This window comes from Pseudomonas sp. 22082 (assembly GCF_052046055.1).
Taxonomy (GTDB): Bacteria; Pseudomonadota; Gammaproteobacteria; order Pseudomonadales; family Pseudomonadaceae; genus Aquipseudomonas; species Aquipseudomonas pharyngis.
Window position 1 is genome coordinate 89,711 of record NZ_JBQEQB010000022.1, and the last position, 20,102, is coordinate 109,812.

The 20,102-nt window shown below is 59.7% G+C and carries 16 protein-coding genes; 6 read left to right on the forward strand and 10 right to left on the reverse strand.

The annotated features are described in order from the left end of the window. The first annotated feature begins 206 nt into the window (after positions 1-206). The 3 genes from mfd to ACTJK9_RS23355 are packed head-to-tail and all read left to right on the forward strand — an operon-like array spanning position 207 to position 6,935. Positions 207-3,656 (forward strand): transcription-repair coupling factor, encoded by a 3,450-nt coding sequence (gene mfd, locus ACTJK9_RS23345; protein WP_007953027.1) that lies wholly within the window; start codon positions 207-209, stop codon positions 3,654-3,656. A 10-nt stretch (positions 3,657-3,666) separates the two neighbouring features. Then, positions 3,667-4,233 (forward strand): CsiV family protein, encoded by a 567-nt coding sequence (locus ACTJK9_RS23350; protein ID WP_221397811.1) that lies wholly within the window; start codon positions 3,667-3,669, stop codon positions 4,231-4,233. A gap of 11 nt (positions 4,234-4,244) precedes the next feature. After that, complete coding sequence (locus tag ACTJK9_RS23355; RefSeq protein ID WP_221397812.1) at positions 4,245-6,935, forward strand: DEAD/DEAH box helicase; 2,691 nt, start codon at positions 4,245-4,247, stop codon at positions 6,933-6,935. A 114-nt stretch (positions 6,936-7,049) separates the two neighbouring features. Here ACTJK9_RS23355 and ACTJK9_RS23360 read toward each other — a convergent pair whose 3' ends face one another. From ACTJK9_RS23360 to psrA, 3 genes are all read right to left on the reverse strand, one after another. Then, positions 7,050-7,787, reverse strand: coding sequence for an S-methyl-5'-thioinosine phosphorylase (locus tag ACTJK9_RS23360; protein WP_064598112.1), 738 nt, complete (start codon positions 7,785-7,787; stop codon positions 7,050-7,052). 13 nt (positions 7,788-7,800) lie between these two features. Beyond that, entirely contained in the window at positions 7,801-8,799 is a 999-nt protein-coding gene (gene nagZ / locus ACTJK9_RS23365) for a beta-N-acetylhexosaminidase (protein ID WP_172829541.1), read from the reverse strand. Between the two features lie 170 nt (positions 8,800-8,969). Further along, positions 8,970-9,677: a transcriptional regulator PsrA gene (gene psrA, locus ACTJK9_RS23370; protein ID WP_085613122.1), complete on the reverse strand. Its 708-nt coding sequence runs from the start codon at positions 9,675-9,677 to the stop codon at positions 8,970-8,972. A gap of 230 nt (positions 9,678-9,907) precedes the next feature. Between psrA and lexA the strand changes: the two genes are divergently transcribed. Then, positions 9,908-10,516 carry a transcriptional repressor LexA gene (gene lexA, locus ACTJK9_RS23375; RefSeq protein ID WP_007953044.1) on the forward strand — a complete coding sequence of 203 codons (609 nt, stop codon included), beginning with the start codon at positions 9,908-9,910 and terminating at the stop codon, positions 10,514-10,516. A 10-nt stretch (positions 10,517-10,526) separates the two neighbouring features. Then, positions 10,527-11,000 carry an SOS-induced cell division inhibitor SulA gene (gene sulA, locus ACTJK9_RS23380; RefSeq protein ID WP_085613121.1) on the forward strand — a complete coding sequence of 158 codons (474 nt, stop codon included), beginning with the start codon at positions 10,527-10,529 and terminating at the stop codon, positions 10,998-11,000. Between the two features lie 86 nt (positions 11,001-11,086). Here the strand turns inward: sulA and ACTJK9_RS23385 are convergent, their stop codons facing one another. From ACTJK9_RS23385 to ACTJK9_RS23415, 7 genes are all read right to left on the reverse strand, one after another. Continuing rightward, entirely contained in the window at positions 11,087-11,320 is a 234-nt protein-coding gene (locus ACTJK9_RS23385; protein ID WP_007953047.1) for a hypothetical protein, read from the reverse strand. A 105-nt stretch (positions 11,321-11,425) separates the two neighbouring features. Then, the gene (locus tag ACTJK9_RS23390) at positions 11,426-11,950 is read right to left on the reverse strand and encodes a DUF6586 family protein (RefSeq protein WP_085613120.1); all 525 of its coding nucleotides are present in this window, start codon (positions 11,948-11,950) and stop codon (positions 11,426-11,428) included. Between the two features lie 174 nt (positions 11,951-12,124). Continuing rightward, complete coding sequence (topA, locus tag ACTJK9_RS23395) at positions 12,125-14,755, reverse strand: type I DNA topoisomerase (protein WP_085613119.1); 2,631 nt, start codon at positions 14,753-14,755, stop codon at positions 12,125-12,127. A gap of 114 nt (positions 14,756-14,869) precedes the next feature. Further along, entirely contained in the window at positions 14,870-15,106 is a 237-nt protein-coding gene (locus ACTJK9_RS23400; RefSeq protein ID WP_007953059.1) for a DUF1653 domain-containing protein, read from the reverse strand. A gap of 98 nt (positions 15,107-15,204) precedes the next feature. Beyond that, entirely contained in the window at positions 15,205-16,380 is a 1,176-nt protein-coding gene (fadA, locus tag ACTJK9_RS23405) for an acetyl-CoA C-acyltransferase FadA (protein ID WP_085613118.1), read from the reverse strand. Between the two features lie 29 nt (positions 16,381-16,409). Continuing rightward, complete coding sequence (gene fadB, locus ACTJK9_RS23410) at positions 16,410-18,557, reverse strand: fatty acid oxidation complex subunit alpha FadB (protein ID WP_074689251.1); 2,148 nt, start codon at positions 18,555-18,557, stop codon at positions 16,410-16,412. Between the two features lie 539 nt (positions 18,558-19,096). Next, entirely contained in the window at positions 19,097-19,534 is a 438-nt protein-coding gene (locus ACTJK9_RS23415) for a hypothetical protein (RefSeq protein WP_085613116.1), read from the reverse strand. Between the two features lie 103 nt (positions 19,535-19,637). Between ACTJK9_RS23415 and ACTJK9_RS23420 the strand changes: the two genes are divergently transcribed. Continuing rightward, positions 19,638-20,075: a universal stress protein gene (locus ACTJK9_RS23420; protein ID WP_440816602.1), complete on the forward strand. Its 438-nt coding sequence runs from the start codon at positions 19,638-19,640 to the stop codon at positions 20,073-20,075. Positions 20,076-20,102 lie beyond the last annotated feature (27 nt).

Genomic DNA, 20,102 nt, shown 5'->3' on the forward strand with positions numbered 1-20,102 from the left:
TTTCGACGACTGTTAGACGATGTCTGTAACCCTCCGTAACACCACCGACTTTTGGCACTACATAACCGTAAAAAAAGCGCTGGTTTTTATGGTTACCACTACATTTTTCCCAAACGGTGCAGATAGACGCATCCTGCAACTGACAGGCGGCACCGGACGCCGCTACAATTACCGACTTTGTCGCAACGCCTGGAGCTCAACCTTCCGTGCCTGTTCTGCGTCTACCGCTTCTCCCTGCTGCGGCAGGTAAACAGCACTGGGGCAACCTCCCCGGTGCCGCCCTGAGCCTGGCGATTGCCGAGGCTGCCAGCGCTGCCAAGCGCTTCACGCTGCTTTTGACCGCCGACAGCCAGAGTGCCGAACGGCTGGAACAGGAGCTGAGTTTCTTCGCCCCGGATTTGCCGGTGCTGCATTTCCCGGACTGGGAAACCCTGCCCTACGATCTGTTTTCGCCGCACCAGGACATCATTTCTCAGCGCATCGCCAGCCTTTATAGGCTGCCGGAGCTGGAACATGGCGTGCTGGTGGTGCCGATCACCACCGCCCTGCATCGTCTGGCGCCGACTAAATTCCTGCTCGGCAGCAGCCTGGTGCTGGATGTCGGGCAGAAACTCGATGTCGAGCAGATGCGCTCGCGGCTCGAAGCCAGCGGCTATCGCTACGTCGACACCGTCTACGAGCACGGTGAGTTCACGGTCCGCGGTGCACTGATCGACCTGTTCCCGATGGGCAGCAAACTGCCCTATCGCATCGACTTGTTCGACGACGAAATCGAAACCCTGCGCACCTTCGATCCGGAAAATCAGCGCTCCATCGACAAAGTCGATTCGGTCAAGCTGCTGCCGGCCAAGGAATTCCCGCTGCAAAAAGAGGCGGTCACCCGCTTCAAGGCGCGCTTTCGCGAGCGCTTCGACGTCGATTTCCGCCGCTGCCCGATCTTCCAGGACCTGAGCAGCGGCATCACGCCGGCCGGTATCGAGTACTACCTGCCACTGTTCTTCGAAGAAACCTCGACCCTGTTCGATTACCTGCCGCAAGATACCCAAGTGTTCTCGCTGCCGGGCATCGAGCAGGCGGCGGAAAACTTCTGGAACGATGTGCGCAATCGTTATGAAGAACGCCGCGTCGATCCCTCGCGTCCTTTATTGCCGCCGGCCGAACTGTTCCTGCCGGTGGAAGACTGCTTCGCTCGCCTGAAGAACTGGCCGCGCGTGGTCGCCAGCCAGCAGGACGTGGAAACCGGTGCCGGCCGCGAGCGCTTCCCGGCGCAGGCCTTGCCGAATCTGGCGATCGAAGCCAAAGCTACCCAGCCGCTTGCTGCACTCTCGGCATTCCTCGATGAATTCCCCGGACGCGTGCTGTTCACCGCCGAATCCGCCGGTCGTCGCGAGGTGCTGCTGGAGTTGCTGGATCGCCTGAAGCTGCGGCCGAAAACCGTCGACAGCTGGCCGGACTTTGTCGCAAGCAAGGATCGCCTGGCGATCACCATTGCCCCGCTCGACGAAGGCCTGATGCTGGACGACCCGGCGCTGGCACTGGTCGCGGAAAGTCCGCTGTTCGGCCAGCGCGTGATGCAGCGTCGCCGTCGCGAAAAGCGCGCCGATGCCAACAACGATGCGGTGATCAAGAACCTCACCGAGCTGCGCGAAGGCGCGCCGGTGGTGCACATCGACCATGGTGTCGGTCGTTATCTCGGCCTGACGATTCTGGAAATCGACAATCAGGCTGCCGAATTCCTGACCCTCGAATACGCCGAGAACGCCAAGCTCTACGTGCCGGTGGCCAACCTGCATTTGATCGCCCGTTACACCGGCAGCGACGACGCACTGGCCCCGCTGCACCGCCTCGGCTCCGAGACCTGGCAGAAAGCCAAGCGCAAGGCCGCTGAACAGGTCCGCGACGTGGCTGCCGAACTGCTCGACATCTACGCCCGTCGCGCCGCCCGCGAAGGTTATGCGTTTGCCGATCCGAAGGCCGATTACGCGACGTTCAGCGCCGGTTTCCCGTTCGAAGAAACCCCGGACCAGCAATCCACCATCGAAGCCGTGCGCGAAGACATGCTCGCGCCGAAGCCGATGGATCGCCTGGTCTGCGGCGATGTGGGTTTCGGCAAGACCGAAGTCGCCATGCGCGCCGCGTTCATCGCCGTGCACGGCGGCAAGCAAGTGGCGATCCTCGTGCCGACCACCCTGCTCGCCCAGCAGCACTACAACAGCTTCCGCGACCGCTTCGCCGACTGGCCGGTGACCGTGGAAGTGATGAGCCGCTTCAAGTCGGCCAAGGAAGTCAACGCAGCGGTGGCCCAACTGGCCGAAGGCAATATCGACATCGTCATCGGCACTCACAAGTTGCTGCAGGATGACGTCAAAATCAAAAACCTCGGGCTGGTGATCATCGACGAAGAGCACCGTTTCGGTGTCCGTCAGAAGGAGCAGCTCAAGGCCCTGCGCAGCGAAGTCGACATTCTTACGCTGACCGCCACGCCGATTCCGCGCACGCTGAACATGGCGGTGTCGGGCATGCGCGACCTGTCGATCATCGCCACACCACCGGCGCGACGCCTGTCGGTGCGCACCTTCGTCATGGAGCAGAACAAGAGCACGGTCAAAGAAGCCCTGCTGCGTGAGTTGCTGCGTGGCGGTCAGGTCTATTACCTGCACAACGACGTGAAAACCATCGAGAAATGCGCCGCCGAACTGGCCGAACTGGTGCCGGAAGCGCGAATCGGCATCGGCCACGGGCAGATGCGCGAACGCGAACTCGAACAGGTGATGAGCGACTTCTACCACAAGCGCTTCAACGTGCTGATCGCCTCGACCATCATCGAGACCGGCATCGACGTGCCGAGCGCCAACACCATCATCATCGAGCGTGCCGACAAGTTCGGTCTGGCGCAGTTGCACCAGTTGCGCGGCCGCGTTGGGCGTAGCCACCACCAGGCTTACGCCTACCTGCTGACCCCACCGCGCCAGCAGATCACCGGCGATGCGGAAAAACGTCTGGAGGCGATTGCCAATACTCAGGATCTTGGCGCTGGCTTCGTGCTGGCCACCAACGACCTGGAAATCCGTGGCGCCGGCGAACTGCTGGGCGACGGCCAGAGCGGGCAGATTCAGGCCGTTGGATTCACGCTGTACATGGAAATGCTCGAGCGCGCGGTGAAGTCGATCCGCAAGGGCGAACAGCCGAACCTCGATCAACCGCTCGGCGGTGGCCCGGAGGTCAACCTGCGGGTGCCGGCGCTGATTCCGGAAGATTACCTGCCGGACGTTCACGCACGCCTGATCCTTTACAAACGCATCGCTTCGGCCACCGACGAGGAAGGTCTGAAGGATCTGCAGGTCGAGATGATTGACCGCTTTGGTCTGCTGCCGGAGCCAACCAAGAATCTGGTACGCATCACGGCGCTGAAATTGCAGGCCGAACAGTTGGGCATCAAGAAAGTCGATGGCGGTCCGCAAGGCGGACGCATCGAGTTCGCGGCGCAGACGCCGGTCGACCCGATGACCCTGATCAAACTGATCCAGAGTCAGCCAAAACGCTACAAATTCGAAGGCGCCACGATGTTCAAGTTCCAGGTGCCGATGGAGCGCCCGGAAGAGCGCTTTAATACTGTGGAGGCGCTGTTCGAGCGCCTCATCCCGAAAACTGCTTGAAGGACGCCGCATGCGCCTGTTTCGCTCATTGACCTTGCTACTGACTCTGGTAGCACCGACGGCGTTTGCCGATGACCTGTATCAGGTCGAAATGATTCTGGTACGCCAGAACGCCGTCCCGGCGATTGTCAGCCGCGCGGCACCGGAAGACTGGGCGGCGGGCGCCCAGCGGCTGAGCGATGACAGTAAACGCACGCCGGCGCTGAACGACGTTGTGACCAAACTCACCGCAAGCGGCGAATACAGCGTGCTGATGCACAAAGCCTGGCAGCAGACGCTGGGCGAGACGCCTGCCAAAGTGGCGGTCAGCGAAGGTCAGGAGCAGTTCGGCCAGTTCCCGATCGAAGGCACGATTGAAATGAAGCTCGGGCGCTTCACCGACGTGAACGCCGACTTCTGGGTCAACCAGATCGACGCCAACGGCATGGTCACCGCCAGCGAGCGCCTGAAACAGGACAGCCATACCAAAAATGGCCAACTCAACTACCTCGATAACGGCCACCTGGCCCTGCTGATCAAGATCACTTCACTGACGGCGCCCGCGCCTCGGGAAGCGCCTGAAGCCATTCCGGACTGACTGAAGTCCTTATGTCCCCGCCTCTGAGTAAACCGCTGGCCTCCTCCTGGGTCAGTCGGTTCAAGGAACAAAGCCTGGAGCGTGGCCGCCGCTATGCCCTGGAAAACCGGGTGCGATTCGTGCAGGTCGGCGACGCGACCATTACCGCCAGCTGCGAAGGTTCTGGCGGTAATGTGTACCGTCAGACGATTCATCTGCGCGAGTCGGCCAAAGGCACGCTGCTGATGGTCGACGCCACCTGCACCTGCCCGGTGCACAGCAACTGCAAACATTGCGCGGCGGTGTTGCTGCAAGTGCAGGAAACCCTCGAATACCCCGCCGCCGCCAAAGACGCCGAACTGCTGGAAAAACTCCAGGCCGTACTGGAAAACCGCAGCCCGAAAGCGCCGCCGCAAGTGCTGGTGGACAACGTGCAACCGGTGCCGCGCTTGTGGCTGGCCAGCGTCGAGTTCAGCGCATTCGAACCGCGTAACGGCAAAATGCAGCGTTATATCCAACATCGCGCGGCGCTGTCCTTCAGTTACCTCGACGAATACGTCAGCGGCCAGAAGAACAGCGACATTCTGATTCGCCAGGAAGCGCAGACCCTGCGGGTCAAGCGCCATCCGGACGTCGAGCAAAGCTACCGCGAGCAGTTGCGAATTCTCGGTTTCCGCATCGCCACCCGGCAGAGCAAAGCCCTGCCGGAAAGCGCCGGAGAACTCTACGAGATGGTCAACGACAGCGCCTGGCTGACGTTCACCCTCAACGATCTGCCGAAGCTGCGCACCCAGGGCTGGGAGCTGCTGGTCGATGATGAGTTCGGTTTCGACCTGACTGCCGTGGACGACTGGTACGCCACCGTCGAGCAGACGCCGGAACGCGACTGGTTCGATCTGGAGCTCGGGATCATCGTCAACGGTGAGCGCCTGAGCCTGCTGCCGATCCTGCTCAACCTGATGCGTTCGCACACGGAAATCCTCAACCCGGAACGTCTCGCCCGCCGTCGCGATGATGAACTGATTCTGGTGAACATCCCGCAACGCAACAGCGAGCACGGGCCGTTGCAAGTTGCCCTGCCCCTCGGTCGCCTGAAACCGGTGCTGGCGACCCTTGGCGAGTTCTATCTTCAGGAGCCGGGCGAAACCACCCTGCGCCTGAGCAAGGCCGACGCCACGCGCCTGAATTCGCTGGAAGGCATTCCCCTGCTCTGGGAGGGTGGCGAGCAGATTCGCAGCTTCGCCCAGCGCTTGCGCGACATCCGCGATTACAGCGCCAAAGCACCGAAGGGGCTGAATGCGACGCTGCGTCCTTATCAGCTCGAAGGCTTGAGCTGGATGCAGTCGCTGCGGCAACTTGAGGTCGGCGGGATTCTCGCGGACGACATGGGCTTGGGCAAAACCCTACAGACATTGGCGCACATTCTCAGCGAGAAGAACGCCGGACGCCTGGATCGCCCGAGCATGGTGGTAATGCCTACCAGCCTGATTCCCAACTGGCTCGACGAAGCGGCGCACTTCACGCCACAGCTCAAGGTTGTCGCGCTGTACGGTGCCAGCCGTAAAAAGCATTTCGAGCATCTGGCCGATTACGACCTGATCCTCACCACTTATGCGCTGCTGCCCAAGGATGTCGAACGTCTGGCCAAGCAGCCGCTGCACGTACTGGTGCTGGACGAAGCGCAGTACATCAAGAACCCGAACAGCAAAGCTGCACAGGCTGCCCGTGAACTCAATGCGCGTCAGCGCCTGTGCCTGAGCGGTACACCACTGGAAAACCACCTGGGCGAACTGTGGTCACTGTTTCACTTCCTGCTGCCCGGCTGGCTCGGCGACGTCAAAAGCTTCAACGCCGATTACCGCGTGCCGATTGAAAAACGCGCGAGCGAAGTCAGACTTCAGCACCTCAACGGTCGGATCAAACCGTTTCTGCTGCGCCGCACCAAGGAGCAGGTTGCGACCGAGCTGCCGCCGAAAACCGAAATCATTCATTGGGTCGAGCTCAACGAAGCGCAGCGCGACGTGTACGAAACCATGCGCCTGGCCATGGATAAAAAGGTTCGCGACGAAATCACCCGTAAAGGCGTGGCGCGCAGTCAGATCATCATTCTCGAGGCGCTGCTCAAGCTGCGTCAGGTCTGTTGCGATTTGCGCCTGGTCAACGACGCCACCCTGCCCGCTCGCGGCAGCACATCAGGCAAGCTCGACAGCCTGATGGAAATGCTCGAGGAGTTGTTTGAGGAAGGACGGCGGATTCTGCTGTTCTCGCAGTTCACTTCGATGCTGTCACTGATCGAGGACGAGCTGAAAAAACGCAATGTCGCCTATGCGCTGTTGACGGGACAGACCCGTGATCGGCGTACACCGGTGAAGGAATTCCAGAGCGGCAAGCGTCAGATCTTTCTCATCAGCCTGAAGGCTGGCGGCGTGGGTCTAAACCTGACAGAAGCGGACACGGTGATTCACTACGATCCGTGGTGGAACCCGGCGACCGAAAATCAGGCAACCGACCGCGCGTATCGCATTGGCCAGGAGAAGCCGGTGTTCGTCTACAAGATGATTGCCCGGGGCACGGTCGAGGAGAAGATTCAACACTTGCAGCGGGAAAAATCCGACCTGGCGGCCGGCGTGCTGGATGGGCGCAAGGCCGGGGACTGGAAATTGCAGAGTGATGATATCGAGGCGCTGTTTGCGCCGCTGCCGGACAAATTCGACAAGCGCTGAAGTCTTTGTCGTCTACCAGATCGATTCGCGGGCAAGCCCGCTCCCACAGAGATAGCGCTTAACCTGTGGGAGCGGACTTGCCCGCGAATGGCTCGACTCGGTTTTGAGCCAGACTCAGCCCTTCAGCACCCGCGCCAACGTCGATTTCACCTTGCCCATCCCGTCATGCAGCGCCTGCTCGATCTCGGCCATGGTGATCACTTCAGTGGTCTTGCCCGCCGCCGGGTTTACCACCAGCGACAGACACGCGTAATCCAGATCCAGCTCGCGAGCCAGCGCCGCTTCCGGCATGCCGGTCATGCCGACGATGTCGCAGCCGTCACGCTCCAGTCGCACGATCTCGGCCACGGTTTCCAGACGCGGGCCCTGGGTACAGGCATAAACGCCTTGATCGCTGTATTCACACCCTTCCGCGGCCAATGCAGCAATCAGTCGCTGACGCAGCGGTTCGCTGTAGGGAAAGCTGAAGTCGATGTGTGTGACATGTTCCAGATCATCGGCGAAATAGGTGTGCTCGCGACCGCTGGTGTAGTCCACGATCTGATGCGGCACGCAGAAATGTCCGGTGCCCATTGCAGGATGAATCCCGCCCACGGCGTTGACCGCAATGATTGCTTCAGCCCCTGCCTGCTTCAATGCCCAAAGGTTGGCGCGGTAGTTGACCTTGTGCGGCGGGAAGCGATGCGGGTGGCCGTGACGAGCGAGGAACAGCACTTCCTTACCGGCGTACTCGCCAATCTGGACCTCGGCCGATGGCGCGCCATAAGGCGTATCCACCGCCAGCGACTGACGAATGCTCAGGCCTTCCAGCTGGGTCAGGCCAGTGCCGCCAATGATTGCGTAAACCGTCATAGCGAAAAAATCCTTAATCGATCAGTTGAGCGTCTTTGAGCGCGCCGACGGCGGTCAGCCAGCGCGGATCCTGACGGTATTCGGTATTGGCGAATGCCTGACCGCGCATGCGTGCGATGCGCGGCGACGGCTTGACCTTCATGCGCTGCGCGGCACTCAGGGCCAGCTCGGCAGCTGCGCGGTCGTTGCACACCAGGCCCATGTCGCAACCGGCACTCAGTGCCGCTTCGATACGGCTGGCGGCGTCGCCAACCACGTGGGCGCCGGCCATCGACAGGTCGTCGCTGAAGATCACGCCGTCGAACTGCAACTCGCCGCGCAGGATGTCCTGCAACCAGCGCCGGGAGAAACCGGCAGGTTGTGTGTCGACTTGCGGATAAATCACGTGGGCCGGCATGACGGCGGCCAATTGCTTGCTGAGTCTGGCGAACGGCACCAGGTCGTTGGCGCGGATCTCTTCGAGGCTGCGCTCGTCGTTGGGGATTGCGACATGGGAGTCGGCTTCCGCCCAGCCGTGGCCAGGGAAATGCTTGCCGGTGGCGGCCATGCCCGCGCTGTTCATGCCTTTGATGAAAGCGCCTGCGAGCAGTGCGGCGCGCTCCGGGTCACCTTCAAACGAGCGGGTGCCGACCACGGCGCTGCGCTGGTAATCCAGATCCAGCACCGGCGCGAAGCTCAGGTCGAGTCCGACTGCCAGCACTTCGGTGGCCATGATCCAGCCGCATTGCTCGGCCAGATACTCGGCGTTCGGGTTATCAGCGATGGCGCGCATGGCTGGCAAACGGACGAAGCCCTGACGCAGACGCTGGACGCGACCGCCTTCCTGATCCACCGCCAGCAACAAGTCCGGACGAATGGCACGGATCGCCGCGCTCAGTTCGCGCACCTGGCGCGGATGCTCGATGTTGCGGGCAAAGATGATCAGGCCGCCCACTTCGGGCTGGCGCAACAATTGGCGATCTTCGGCCGTCAGCCAGGTACCGGCGACGTCCACCATCAACGAGCCTTGCAGGCCAGCAGTCATAGAGATTCCTTGAAAACGAAAAACCCGTCGCCCACGAAATCACCACCAGGGACATTGCCCGGCGGGTCGGTGATTTCGATGAGAAACGGGTTCAGAACGAGAGTCGACATGGGCGGCTAGCTTAGCGGATGTCAGCTGTCGCGCCCACCCATGAACGGTCAAACCTTGGCAGGTACCGGCGCGGATTTGCTGCGTGGACGCAACTGCGCTGTGGCCATGGCCGTGTCCGTGACGCCGGTTTCGGCACGCATGCCGGCCGCCAGGAACGGCACCATCAGACGCATCACCTGCTCGATGGAGGTGTTGACGCCGAAATCGGTCTCGGCAATCGCACGCAAGGCCTTGATCCCGGACATGCTGAACGCCGCAGCGCCGAGCATGAAGTGCACGCGCCAGAACAGTTCGATTGGTGGAATACGCGGCGCAGCTTCATTCACCAGCAACATGTAGCGGCGGAATACCTTGCCGTACATGTCTTCCAGATAACGGCGCAAGTGGCCCTGGCTCTGACTGAAGGCCAAACCGAGCAAACGCATGAAGATCGACAGATCGTTGCCGCTGCGTGGCTGTACTACCAACGCTTGCTCGACGAGGATTTCCAGCAACTCTTCGAGCGAAGGCTTGTTCTCTGGTTTGGCCTGGCGGCGCTCCAGCTCTTTGTCGAGGCTGATGCAGAACGGACCAAGGAAGCGCGAGAAAACCGCCTGGATCAGCGCCTTCTTCGAGCCGAAGTGATAGTTCACCGCAGCGAGGTTGACCCCTGCCTTGCTGGTGATCAGACGCAATGAGGTTTCAGCGAAACCTTTTTCCGCGAACAGCTGTTCTGCAGCATCAAGAATGCGTTCAACGGTTTCCGACTGGGCCATGGCTACTCCGCCTGACAAACACTTGTTTGAAACATACGTTTCAGTCTATGCCTTGTCAAGCCTGCCAGTTCGTTTTGGGAATGGTCGGTCAGTTATTTAACCACAACAAGGACGCCACATTAATCAGCGCCGTCACTGACCGTCCGGCGGCATGGCAAAAAACGATGATTGCCAAGACCGCTTCACTGTATATAATCCCAGTCACTGTATAAAAAGACAGAGCGATCAATATGCTTAAGCTGACGCCACGCCAAGCCGAGATTCTGGCCTTTATCAAACGCTGCCTCGAAGACAACGGTTACCCGCCGACCCGTGCGGAAATCGCTCAGGAACTGGGTTTCAAATCGCCCAACGCGGCCGAAGAACATCTCAAGGCGCTTGCCCGCAAAGGCGCGATCGAGATGACACCCGGCGCTTCTCGCGGCATTCGCATTCCCGGTTTTGAAGCCAAGGTCGACGAGTCCACGCTGCCGATCATCGGTCGAGTAGCTGCCGGCGCGCCGATTCTCGCTCAGCAACACATCGAGGAGTCCTGCAACATCAATCCGGCCTTCTTTCATCCGCGCGCCGACTACCTGTTGCGCGTCCACGGCATGAGCATGAAGGACATCGGTATTTTCGACGGCGACTTGCTGGCGGTTCACACCACCCGCGAGGCACGCAACGGTCAGATCGTGGTTGCCCGGATCGGCGACGAAGTCACCGTCAAACGCTTCAAGCGTGACGGCAGCAAAGTCTGGCTGATTGCCGAAAACCCCGAGTTCGCCCCTATCGAAGTCAACCTGAAAGACCAGGAACTGGTTATCGAAGGCTTGAGTGTCGGCGTCATCCGCCGCTAAAGGAGGCTTTATGCAGTTCCCACACGCACCTCAGCAAACACAACTGCCGTTGTTCGAGGCATTTCTGGCGCAACCACTCGCCCCCATCCTCAAGGATGTTGTCGAGCGTCCGTGGAATACCGAACCTGAAGCGTTCAGCGAGCTGTCACTACGCGGCGCGACCGGGAACTGCCTGAGCCTGCTGGCACCGATTCTTCGCGAACTGAGCGAGGATCAGGACGCACGCTGGCTGACCCTGATTGCACCGCCTGCCAGCCTGACTCAGACCTGGCTGCGGGACGCTGGATTGAATCGCGAACGCATCCTGCTCCTGCAACCACGCGGCGCCCAAAGCGCTCAGCAACTGGCCTGCGAAGCCCTACGCCTGGGCCGCAGCCACACGGTCGTCACGTGGCTGAACCCACTAAGCGCAGGGTCACGGCAACAGCTGATCAGCGCCGCCCGCACCGGGGACGCTCAAAGCCTGAACATTCGTTTGGGTTGATTCAGCAACAATGTGCGCCAAGTTAAGCGCAGGGCTTCTCCAAGGATAGAGAAGCCGGTCTGGAGCAGTGACTGACAGACAGCGGATCAATGAAGAACCCGCGGCCCCTCATCTTTATCGAATTCGCCTTCAACCATACGCCCCGCCATTTGCACGCCAACGCTCAACATCGCTTTGGCAATTTCAACGTGCTGGCCCTGCAAAAACGCCTTGGCATCCTCGGAGAAATCCAGAGTCACCAGAGAACCCTCGTCCTCGGCCCTGCGCAGTTCGATTCGGCCGTCTGGTAGCTCGACAATTTCTAGAAAGGACGTTGGCATATAGGTCTGATCTCCACGAAAGGCAGGGATTATATAGACATCATTCAGGCTTCGCTCGGGATCTTGACCAGCAGCACGCCTCTCGTCGCCGCCAACCCACGCCCCTCAGCACTCGCTCAAGCCTTCACGGAAACGGAGCGCCAGCCCCTTGAGGTTCTGCCGCCAGCTCTCGAGCTCTTCACGGCTCAACTCTTCAACCACCTCTTCTTCATCCAGATTCACTGCCTGAATCAATGGCTGCGTCACATCGCCCTTCGGCTTGTGTGGCACGCGTGGCGGCTGAAACAACGCCGAATGCGCAGCCAGTAACTTAGACAGCCAGGTCTCCGGATTGCCCGCCAGCTCAATCATCTCTGCCAGCTCAGGAATGGCAATCGACTCCAGCACTTCGCGGGTCAGCAGAGTTTCCGCCCGCGACGTATTGGCTTGCGGCAGACGGTAGAAGCCGGCGATTTCATGACACAACCCCAACAACGCACCGTAGAGATGAAACAGTGCGGATTCGCGCCCGGCCTGAATCAGCGCCAGCGAGTTCATCGCCCGCCCCTCTTCGGCCCTGGCCAGCGCTTCCAGCGACAAACCCGCGAAATAGATCTTCTGATTGGTACGGGTATAGAGTTCGTGGGCCATGTCGGCACTCTCCACATCGAAATAATTGCTTCACACAGGCCGGACAGTGTCATGGATCAGCCGATCCAACCGCAAGCATTAAACAAAAAGGCCGCATGAAAACCCGAAGGTTGTCATGCGGCCTTTTGTCGTATTGGGCCGATAACATCAGCCCATCGCAAGGTCGGAGTCAGCTCACGCCTTGGCTTTCGCCGGACGCTTGTCCTCAACCGTCCACTTGCCACCGTCAAAGAACGCTTTCCAGCCAGTCGGCTTGCCGTCGACTTCGGTCTGAACATACTGTTCTTTGGTCTTGCGGCTGTAGCGGATCACGGCTGGCAGACCATCCGGATCCTTCTGCGGCGCTTCGCACAGGAAGTGGTACTTCGGATCGATCTCGTCCTTGTGCGGCAGAATCTCGATCACCAGCGGAGCACGGGTCTCGCGGTTTTTCGGGAACTGACTGGCCGCCAGGAACAGGCCGGACGCTCCGTCACGCAGGATGTAGGTGTCGTTGACCTTCTCGCATTTCAGCTCAGGCATCTTCACCGGATCCATCTTCGGCGGCGCCGCATCACCGCTTTTCAGCAGCTTGCGGGTGTTCTTGCACGTCGGGTTGGTGCAACCGAAGAACTTGCCGAAACGGCCGGTCTTGAGCTGCATCTCGCTGCCGCACTTGTCGCATTCCAGGCTCGGCCCCTCGTAGCCCTTGATGCGGTAGCTACCTTCTTCGATTTCGTAGCCGGCGCAATCCGGGTTGTTACCGCAGATGTGCAGCTTGCGCTTTTCGTCGAGCAGGTAGGCATCCATCGCCGTGCTGCAGATCGGGCAGCGGTGCTTGCCGCGCAATACCAGGGATTCCGACTCACCTTCGTCATCAGCCGCGATTTCGTCGCCCGGCACCAGGTTGACGGTGGCCTTGCAGCGCTCTTTCGGCGGCAGGCTGTAGCCCGAGCAACCAAGGAACACACCAGTCGAGGCAGTACGAATCTGCATCGGACGGCCGCAGGTGGTGCACGGGATATCGGTCATCACCGGCTGGTTGGCACGCATGCCGGCTTCCGGATTCTCCGCCACTTCGAGTTTTTTCTTGAAGTCGCCGTAGAACTCGTCCAGCACGTTTTTCCAGTCGCGTTCACCCTGGGCCACGTCATCGAGATTCTCTTCCATGCCGGCGGTGAAGCCGTAGTCCATGAGATTCGAGAAGCTTTCCGACAGACGCTCGGTAACGATGTCGCCCATCTTTTCCGAATAGAAACGACGGTTGTGCAGGGTCACGTAGCCGCGATCCTGAATGGTCGAGATGATCGCTGCGTAGGTCGAAGGACGACCGATGCCGCGCTTTTCCATTTCCTTCACCAGGCTGGCTTCCGAATAACGGGCCGGCGGCTTGGTGAAGTGCTGGGACGGATCGAGCTTGATCAGCTTCATCACGTCGCCCTGCGCCATATCAGGCAGAACGTCATCGTCGCCAGGCTTGGTGATTTGCGGCAGCACACGGGTGTAACCGTCGAACTTCAGGATGCGGCCCTTGGCGCGCAGCTCGAAGTCGCCGGCAGCGACGCTGACGGTGGTCGACAGGTATTGCGCCGGCAGCATCTGGCAAGCCAGGAACTGGCGCCAGATCAGCTCATAGAGGCGCTCAGCGTCGCGCTCCATGCCGGCCAGCTTGCTTGGCGTGGTGTTGGCGTCGGAAGGACGAATCGCTTCGTGAGCCTCTTGTGCGCCTTCCTTGCTGCTGTAGACATTCGGCGACTCCGGCAGGTATTTCTTGCCGAACTCGGTTTCGATGTAATCGCGCGCCATCGCCACGGCATCAGCCGAGAGGTTGGTCGAGTCGGTACGCATATAAGTGATGTAGCCGGCTTCGTACAGACGCTGGGCCATCATCATGGTTTTCTTCACACCGAAGCCCAGGCGGTTGCTCGCGGCCTGTTGCAGTGTGGAGGTGATGAACGGTGCCGACGGCTTGCTGCTGGTCGGCTTGTCTTCACGCTTGACGATGCTGTAGCTGGAGGACTTGAGCTTCTCCAGCGCTGCCGTCGCTTGGGCTTCGTTCAGCGGCTTGAAGGCTTCGCCTTTCTCGCGAGCCACTTCGAAACGCACGGTCGAGCCTTTGGCGGTGCCGAGATCGGCATGCACTTCCCAGTACTCTTCCGGGTTGAACGCGCGGATTTCACGTTCACGCTCGACCACCAGTTTCACGGCAACCGATTGCACGCGACCGGCGGACAGACCACGGGCGATCTTCGCCCACAGCAGCGGCGAGACCATGTAGCCGACGACGCGGTCGAGGAAACGACGGGCCTGCTGCGCGTTCACTCGATCGATGTCGAGTTCGCCCGGCTCCGAGAAGGCTTCCTGAATCGCCTTCTTGGTGATTTCGTTGAACACCACGCGCTTGTAGCGGCTGTCGTCACCACCGATGGCTTCGCGCAGGTGCCAGGCAATGGCTTCCCCCTCGCGGTCCAAGTCGGTTGCGAGATAGATGGTGTCAGCATCCTTGGCGAGCCGGCGCAGCTCTTCGATGACCTTTTCCTTGCCCGGGAGGATCTCGTACTTGGCTTTCCAGCCGTGTTCAGGATCGACTCCCATACGCGAGACCAGCTGCTTGCGCGCCTTCTCTTTCGGCGACAGCGCTGGCGCTTCGCCCGCAGCAGCCTTGCCGCGCTTGGCGGCTGGCTCCTTGCTGGCGCTAGCCGAACCGCTGGTGGGCAGGTCTCGGATATGGCCGATACTCGACTTCACCACGTATTGGTTGCCCAGATACTTGTTGATGGTCTTGGCCTTAGCCGGGGATTCCACAATGACCAGCGATTTGCCCATGGATCAGAAAATTCCTGAATTCTAGAAGTGAAAGGCGGTTGGCGCCTGACGCGGCACCGCTATATATAGTGGCTACAAGGTGAGGTCAAGCGCAGGGTTTTGCGCGCACTCGCCTTACGGCTTCGAAAAAAGGCTCGGTTCGGCTTGCACCAAAGCAAAGCGTGGGACCTGCTCGCCGTCAACCTCGACGGACTCCAGGAACATGCTCAAGGGACGTACCCAAAAGCCGTAATCGCCATACAGGGCTTGGTAAAAGACCACTTCTTCTTCGGTCTCGGAATGCCGCGCGACACTGAATACGCGGTACTGCGGACCTTTGTAATGTTGGTAGAGCCCAGGTTGTATCGGCATGCTTTGGCCCTCACTCAAATATTTTCAAAATAAAAACAAAATAAATCCGCAAAAACAAAAACCGGGGCACTTGGCCCCGGCTTCCATCGACGAGACGCTTAAACGCGTTCGAAGACGGTGGAGATGCCTTGGCCGAGGCCAATGCACATGGTGGCCACCCCGAAGGTGCCGCCATTCTGCTTCATCACGTTCAGCAACGTGCCGGAAATACGGGCACCGGAGCAACCGAACGGGTGACCCAGGGCGATCGCGCCGCCGTGCAGGTTAACCTTCTCATTCATCTTGTCGAGCACTTTCAGGTCTTTCAGCACTGGCAGGGCCTGTGCGGCGAACGCTTCGTTGAGCTCGAAGAAGTCGATATCGTTGATACCCAGGCCAGCACGTTTCAGTGCTTTCTGAGTAGCCGGTACCGGACCATAGCCCATGATGGCCGGGTCCACACCCGCTACCGCCATCGAGCGAATCACCGCCATAGGCTGGATGCCCAGGTCCTGTGCGCGCTGTGCCGACATCACGATCATGCACGAAGCACCATCGGTGATCTGCGACGAAGTACCGGCCGTCACGGTGCCGCCCTTTGGATTGAACGCCGGCTTCAGAGCCGCCAGACTTTCCAGGGTGGTTTCCGGACGAATGGTTTCGTCGTAGTCGAAGGTTTTCAGGAAACCGTTCTCGTCGTAACCCTGCATCGGGATGATTTCGTCCTTGAACTTGCCTTCCACAGTCGCCTTGTGGGCCAACTGGTGGGAACGCACGCCAAAGGCGTCCTGCTGTTCGCGAGTGATGCCGTGCATTTTGCCCAGCATTTCAGCGGTCAGGCCCATCATGCCCGAGGCTTTCGCCGCGTACAGGGACATGTGCGGGTTCGGATCGACACCGTGCATCATGCTCACGTGACCCATATGCTCGACGCCGCCAACCACGAACACGTCACCGTTGCCGGTCATGATCGCTTGCGCCGCGGTGTGCAGCGCGCTCATCGACGAGCCGCACAGACGGCTGACGGTCTGGCCGGCCGAAGTGTGCGGGATCTGGGTCATCAGCGACGCCATGCGCGCGATGTTCCAGCCCTGCTCCAGGGTCTGGTTGACGCAGCCCCAGATCACGTCCTCGACTTCGGCAGGATCGACCTTGGTGTTGCGTTCCAGCAATTTGCTGATCAGGTGCGCCGACATGTCTTCGGCGCGGGTGTTGCGGTGCATGCCGCCCTTGGAGCGGCCCATCGGAGTACGACCGAAGTCGACAATCACGACGTCTCTAGGATTCAAGCTCATAAGTTCACTCTCACTCTAGTTGGGGGCGCTTAACCGAAGAAGCTCTGGCCGTTCTTGGCCATTTCGCGCAGCTTCGCGGTCGGGTGGTACAGCGCGCCCAAATCAGCGTACTGGTCGGCCAGGGCAACGAACTCGGCAACACCGATCGAGTCGATGTAGCGCAGCGCACCGCCACGGAATGGAGGGAAACCAATACCGTAGACCAGCCCCATGTCGGCTTCGGCGGCGGTTTCGACGATGCCGTCTTCCAGGCAACGCACGGTTTCCAGGCACAGCGGGATCATCATCCAGTTGATGATGTCTTCGTCAGTGACTTCGCGCTGCTCGTAAACGATCGGCTTGAGTACTTCCAGTACCGACGGATCGGCGACTTTCTTCTGCTTGCCTTTCTTGTCGGCCTCGTAGGCATAGAAGCCCTTGCCGTTCTTCTGGCCCAGACGCTTGGCTTCGTAAAGCACGTCGATGGCCGAACGACGGTCGTCCTTCATGCGATCCGGGAAGCCTTCGGCCATCACGTCACGACCGTGGTGACCGGTGTCGATACCGACCACGTCCATCAGGTACGCTGGGCCCATCGGCCAGCCGAATTTTTCCATGATCTTGTCGATACGGACGAAGTCCACACCGGCGCTGACCAGCTTGGCGAAACCGCCGAAGTACGGGAACAGTACGCGGTTGACCAGGAAGCCCGGGCAGTCGTTGACGACGATCGGGTTCTTGCCCATTTTCTTGGCGTAGGCAACGGTGGTGGCGATGGCCTGCTCGCTGGATTTCTCGCCGCGGATTACTTCCACCAGCGGCATCATGTGCACCGGGTTGAAGAAGTGCATGCCGACGAAGTTTTCCGGACGCTTGAGGGCCTTGGCCAGCAGGCTGATGGAAATGGTCGAGGTGTTGGACGCGAGGATGGTGTCCTCTTTGACCTTGTCTTCGACTTCCGCCAGAACGGCTTGCTTGACCTTCGGGTTCTCGACCACGGCTTCAACGACCAGGTCAACGTGACCGAAATCGCCGTAAGACAGCGTAGGACGAATGCCGTTGAGCACTTCAGCCATTTTCGCGGCGGTCATGCGGCCCTTGTCAACGCGACCGACCAGCAGCTTGGCGGCTTCAGCCAGACCTTGCTCGATGCCGTGCTCGTTGATGTCCTTCATCAGGATCGGCGTACCTTTGGAAGCCGACTGATAGGCGATACCGCCACCCATGATGCCAGCGCCCAGTACGGCGGCCTGCTTCACGTCCTTGGCGATTTCGTCGTAGGCCTTGGCCTTTTTCTTCAGTTCCTGATCGTTCAGGAACAGACCGATCAAGCTCTGCGCGGCAGAGGTCTTGGCCAGTTTCACGAAACCTGCCGCTTCGACTTCCAGCGCCTTGTCACGACCGAAATTCGCGGCTTTCTGGATGGTCTTGATCGCTTCGACCGGGGCCGGATAGTTCGGGCCAGCCTGGCCAGCCACAAAACCTTTGGCGGTTTCGAAAGCCATCATTTGTTCAATGGCGTTCAGCTTGAGCTTTTCCAGCTTAGGCTGACGCTTGGCCTTGTAGTCGAACTCGCCGGAAATGGCGCGCTTGATCAGTTCAAGGGCAGCATCCTGCAGTTTTTCAGGGGCAACCACGGCATCGACGGCGCCGACTTTCAGCGCGTCTTCAGGACGGTTTTCCTTGCCGGCGGCAATCCACTCGATGGCGTTGTCGGCACCGATCAGGCGCGGCAGACGCACGGTGCCGCCGAAGCCAGGGTAGATGCCCAGTTTGACTTCCGGCAGACCGATCTTGGCCTTGGTCGACATGACGCGGTAGTCCGCTGCCAGGCACATTTCCAGCCCCCCACCCAAAGCGATGCCATTGATCGCGGCGACGGTCGGAACGTTGAGGTCTTCGAAATCGCTGAAGATCTTGTTGGCTTCGAGATTGCCAGCAACCAGCTCGGCATCCGGCAGCTTGAAGTTGTCGACAAATTCGGTGATGTCGGCGCCGACGATGAACACGTCCTTGCCACTGCTGACGATCACGCCCTTGATCGAAGCATCTGCCTTGATGGTGTCTACGGCCTGACGCAGTTCGTTCAGGGTAAGACGGTTGAACTTGTTGACGGACTCACCCTTGAGGTCGAATTTCAATTCGACGATGCCACTTTCAAGAGCTTTAACCGTGATGGCTTTACCTTCGTAAATCATCAACTGATCTCCACGATATGGAAGCTGAACAGTACACGTCGGACGCAGGCGAATGGCTCGGCAGGACGCTTTTTCGTCGATGCTGACACCCATCCACCCGGCACACCCGCCAACGCGATAGTCGGGATTCTGTAGGAGCAGTCTGCAATACAAACGCTCAATTCATACGCCCGTTTGATTTGGGTACGCCACCTTCACGGAATTTCCGACAATTGTCAATCGCCCAAAATACGGGTTGAAATGCGACTTTGCGGTCATTTCTGTAGGACGCAGCCCGGCCACACACGCTTGCATGTGGGGGCATTCATAAGATTAATAGTTAGAAAAGTCGCCCTAATTCACGGCACGCCTTGTTTAACAGGCTACGCTGGCTGGACTACGAAGGAAAACAGGCGCACGTTTGTTGACCGGATCACCCGATTCAACGCCAAAAAGACTTTCCGGCCTGCCTGGCCAACCCCGCCCGATGAATCATGTCGGGCTTTTTATTGCGCGTCTGCCAGACGTTTCGCACCGTTGCAGCGCGAAAAATCCGCAAGTCATGCCAGCGCTTTCAGCGTGGCATCAATATCCAGCAAAACCGACGCATCCCCCTTCTCGCCCCAATAAAGGGCGATCATCTGCTTGTCGGCCTCGACCTTGAAAACGTTGCCCGGCAATTTTTCGAAATGATTCAGCAACAGCGGATCGTCACAGACTTCCTGCCACTGATTCACCCAAACACCCGGGGATTTCTGCCAATACGTCCAGCACGCCGGCTGTTTGCCACGGCGTGGCCGATGGTATTGCGCACACGGGCTAGGCGGCTCCTGAGACATCCAGTGCGGCCATTCCTGAGGCGCCAGCTGCATGGCCAGCCCGATGCGCCGGGCCTCCGTGCGCAGGGCTATCCGGCCACTCTGAGCACGGGACGGACGCAACCATGCCAACGGACTCAACACCACCAGCAGGATTGACACCACCAGCCAGACCGTCATATCTCTACTCCCGAATCCTGATGAGCCCATTGCGTCACTTTGGAACCAATGCGCTTGAAACCAGCCATACTTACCAATATTGATCCCTCACGAGGAGCACCTCATGCCCTACCACCATATCCTGGTCGCCGTAGATCTGACCGAAGAGTGCGACCCTGTGATCCACCGCGCCCGAGAGCTGTCGGTAAGCAATGGCGCCAAGCTGTCGCTGGTGCATATCGTTGAACCGATGGCCATGGCCTTCGGCGGTGACGTGCCGATGGATCTGTCACAACTGCAACAACAGCAGTTCGACCAGGCCAAGGAACGACTCGAACGCCTGAAGCACAAGTACACCGAGCTCGAAGGCGCCAACTGCCACCTGACCTATGGCCAGCCACGTCAGGAAATCCACCATTTTGCCAAGGAACAGCAGTGCGACCTGATCGTGGTCGGCAGCCACGGCCGGCATGGTCTTGCATTGTTGCTGGGCTCGACCGCCAATGACGTGCTGCACGGCGCACCATGCGATGTGTTGGCGGTGCACCTGATCAAACGCTGATACCAGTCACTTATGAAAAGCTGAAAA